The sequence below is a fragment of the Stenotrophomonas sp. STEN018 genome, from assembly GCF_056760235.1.
In genome coordinates this window covers 1-3778 of record NZ_JBRREK010000116.1, presented here as the reverse complement: position 1 = coordinate 3778, position 3778 = coordinate 1, and the positions used below count along the sequence as shown (strand labels likewise).

The window sequence follows — 3778 nt, the reverse complement described above, 5'->3', positions numbered from 1 at the left end:
CCCCCCCCCTCGCCGCCGCCGCGGCCTTCGGCGCGCCCCCCCTGCCCCGCCCCCGCCCACGCCTTGTCTTTGGCTCCCGCCCACCCCCCCGCCCCCCCCCCCCCCCCCCACTACCCCCTAACCCCGCCCCGCCAACCCCACAGGCCCGGCCATATTGCGCAGCAACATGCGTCCAACCCCCGGCTGTGCTAAAAAATGCGCGCCAATCGTTTAGATCGATCCAAATCGACACCCCCACGATCGCCGGCAACGGAACCCTGCTCGAGCGCCAAACCAGTCATTGGGCGAACGCAACAAGGCCCCGGTTTCACCCGTTTTTAGATCGATACAAGTCCAAGTCAACGTGACAGTTAACGATTCAATCCAGGAGAGGGAGAGAAATGAAACAGATCACACGCAAGCACGGCCGTGACACCTTGTCCGCCGCCATTGCCTTCGCCTTGTTCGCCGTTGCCGCCGTTCCCGGCGCCGCGTTCGCACAACAGGCCAGCAACAACAGCACCAGCCCCGATGCCACCACGCTCGACAGCGTCAACGTCACCGGTTACCGCTACGCCATCGAAAAAAGCCTTGAGCAGAAGCGCGACGCCAATGCCATCGTCGAGGTAATCACCGCCGAGGACGTCGGCAAATTCCCCGACAAGAACGTGGCCGACGCGCTGCAGCGCGTGCCCGGCGTGATTGTCACCCGCGATGGCGGCGAAGGTAAGAACGTCAGCGTGCGCGGCCTGTCCTCGGAGCTGACCCTGACCGAGTTGAACGGCAATTACGTGGCCACCGCAGAATCCAACGGCGACCCGACCCGCTCGTTCAACTACACCCTGCTGCCATCGAACATGCTGGGCAGCGCCGAGCTGTTCAAGTCGCCGGAAGCGCGCATCGACGAAGGCGGCATCGGTGGCACGGTGATCCTGCACACGCGCCGCCCGCTGGACATGGAAGCCAACACCGGCTTCGTCTCCGTCGAAGGCACCTGGGCCGACACCACCAAGAAGACCGACGGCCAGCTCTCCGCCTCATATTCGTGGCATGACAAGGACGAGCGCTTCGGCGTGTTCGTCGGTTATACCGACCAGAAGCGCACCACCCGCACCATGGGCGCCAGCACCGAAGGCTGGTCCTGGTATGGCCGTGACGAAGGCGGCACCGCGGTTGACGTCAATGGCAAGCCTTCCGACTTCAATTCCAACTGGTGGGGCGGCACCGGCTTCTACGACCAGAGCGGCAAGTACTACACCGGCTTCATGATGCCGACCTCGGTGAACCTCGACGTCAAGGACGAGGAGCGCGAGCGCAAGGGCGGCCAGGTAACCCTGCAGTTCAAGCCGCTGGACAACCTCACCCTGACCGCGAACTACTTCCGCTTCGATCTGTCGCAGAACTCCCAGACCCACACCATCAAGGTGCCGGAATGGAACATCGCCCGCTACTGGGGCGACGGCAACTGGGCCGGCGGGCGCCTGCTCGATGGGCTGACCATGGACCCGAGTGGCACCATCGTCACCGGCGCCAACTACAGCAAGCACCCGGGCAAGACCTACTACTGCAGCGAAGACCAAGCTGCCGCCGGCGGCATGGCGCCGGGTGGCTGGGGCTCGGACGACTGCACCGTGCCGACCCCGCAGATCACCGGCAGCTACAACATCGAAGAGGCACTGTCGCAGACCGTCGATTTCTCCGCCGAATGGATCGGCGAATCGGTCGACATCGCCTTCAAGGGCGGGCGCACCTGGGCCGAGGGCGGCCCCTCGCTGCAATTCTCGGTGCCGCTCAAGCCGCGCAGCCAGAATGCGGACGGCAGTTGGAACCTGGGCAACCTGGCCAGCTCCTGGAGCCTGACCGGCACGCCGTCGATGGCGTTCTCGCCGGAGCTGATGCAGAACCTGAAGAACGGCATCCTGCAGGTTGACCTCGGCTCCACCGGCTCGTCGTGGACCCGTAACACCAACCAGCAGAAGTTCGCCCAGATCGATACCACCTGGCACAACGACTCCGGCTTCCTGGAATCGCTGCAGTTCGGCGTCAAGTACCGTGACGGTGGCATCCACCGCAGCACCGGCAACAGCTACTGGGCCTGCCCGGGCACCGACGCCAGCGACTACGGCAACCGCTACTGGAACGGCCGCTGCAACGACATCGCCCAGCAGTTCTCGCCGGACTTCGTGTACGGCATGGGCAACCTGGCCGGCGGCATCAATGCAAGCGCGTTCCCGGCCATCAACTACCCGGCCTACATCGCCCATCTGAACAAGACCTACGGGCCGATGCAGACCCGCAACGAGGACAACTTCGTCTACAACGTGGACGAAAAGATCTATTCCACCTACCTGCAGGCCAACTTCCGCACCGAGCGTCTGCGCGGCAACGTCGGCGTGCGCGTGGTCAGCACCCGCCAGCACGCCGATTCCACCGACAAGGTCACCTCGTACAACGACTACTTCTACGACGACGCCAACGGCAACCCACTGGCCTGCCAGGCCGGCGCGGCGGTACCCGGTGGCGCGCCCGCCGATACCTATTGCGGCACCGAAGGGTACTGGCGGCTCTCGGACGACCAGCAGCGCAAAGAGTCGTTCGCGGTCAGCGGCCTGGACCGCAACTACACCGACGTACTGCCCAGCTTCAACCTGGCCTATGACCTGACCGACAACCTGCTGCTGCGCGCAGCCGCTTCCAAGGTGATCTCGCGTCCGAGCTACAGCAACATCGCCGCACCGGGCAACCTGGAATACTTCAGCCCCGAATACGTCAATGACCGCCGCCTCACCGGTGGTGCCGGTGAGCAGGGCTGGTACGGCTCGGGCAGCAACAAGAACCTGGAAGCCTACAAGGCCACCCAGTACGACATCGGCGTGGAGTGGTACTTCCAGCCCGGCTCGGTGTTGGGCCTGGGCCTGTTCCGCAAGGACGTCAGCAACTTCTCGGTACCTGTGGTGCAGGACGTCACGCAGAACATCGGCGGACAGACCGTGGTCGTGCAGAACTACTCCACCACCGCCGGTGGTCGTGATGCGGTGTCGCAGGGGCTGGAGTTCTACGCCCAGCACACGCTGGATTTCGGCCTGGGCTTCCAGGCGAACTACACCTGGAACGACACCAACGAAGCGGCAATCACCCTGGAAGACGGCACCGCGATCGGCAAGTCACCGCTGGTTGGCAGCGCCGAGAACCAAGCCAACTTCACCGTGTTCTATGAAGTTGAAAAGCTGCTGCTGCGTGCCTCGTGGAACCGTCGCGGCGAGGTGGTGCAGGGCCTGGTCAGCGGCCTGAACCTCTACCAGGAGCCCTACCAGCAGATCGACCTGAACGCCGCCTACAACGTCACCCCGGCGCTGAGCCTGACTGCATCGGTGTTGAACCTGACCAAGGAAGAGACGCGCACCCATCTGGGCAGCGACACCAAGGCCCGTTTCTACTCCAACGGTTACGCGGGCCGTGTCGTCTACTTCGGCGTGAACTGGAAGTTCTAAGAGCGTTGTAACCGTGCCTGGTGCACGGAGGTAATGAAAAAGCCGCGCTGGTTACAGCGCGGCTTTTTTGCTTCAAAGCGGGGCGGAGACTGCTTTCCCTTCTCCCGCCTGCGGGGGAAGGTGCCCGAAGGGCGGATGGGGGAGCTGTTGCTGTTGCTGTTGCTGTTGCTGTTGCTGCTGTTGCTGTTGCTGTTGCTGCTGTTGCTGCTGTTGTTATTGCTGCTGTTGTTATTGCTGCTGTTGTTATTGCTGCTGTTGTTATTGCTGCTGTTGTTATTGCTGCTGTTGTTATTGCTGCTGTTGTTATT

2 protein-coding genes are annotated in these 3778 nt (G+C 63.1%); both read left to right on the top strand.

Annotated elements, in window-relative coordinates:
* The first annotated feature begins 380 nt into the window (after positions 1-380).
* Complete coding sequence (locus tag ACVOMB_RS20820) at positions 381-3470, top strand: TonB-dependent receptor (protein WP_481532902.1); 3090 nt, start codon at positions 381-383, stop codon at positions 3468-3470.
* Positions 3471-3503: 33 nt separating this feature from the next.
* On the top strand, positions 3504-3778 hold a 275-nt coding region (locus ACVOMB_RS20815; RefSeq protein ID WP_481532901.1), incomplete at its 3' end, for a hypothetical protein.

Excerpts from the sequence above, each read along its gene's own strand:
- ACVOMB_RS20820 (WP_481532902.1), top strand. The coding sequence starts at position 381 with ATGAAACAGATCACACGCAAGCACGGCCGTGACACCTTGTCCGCCGCC.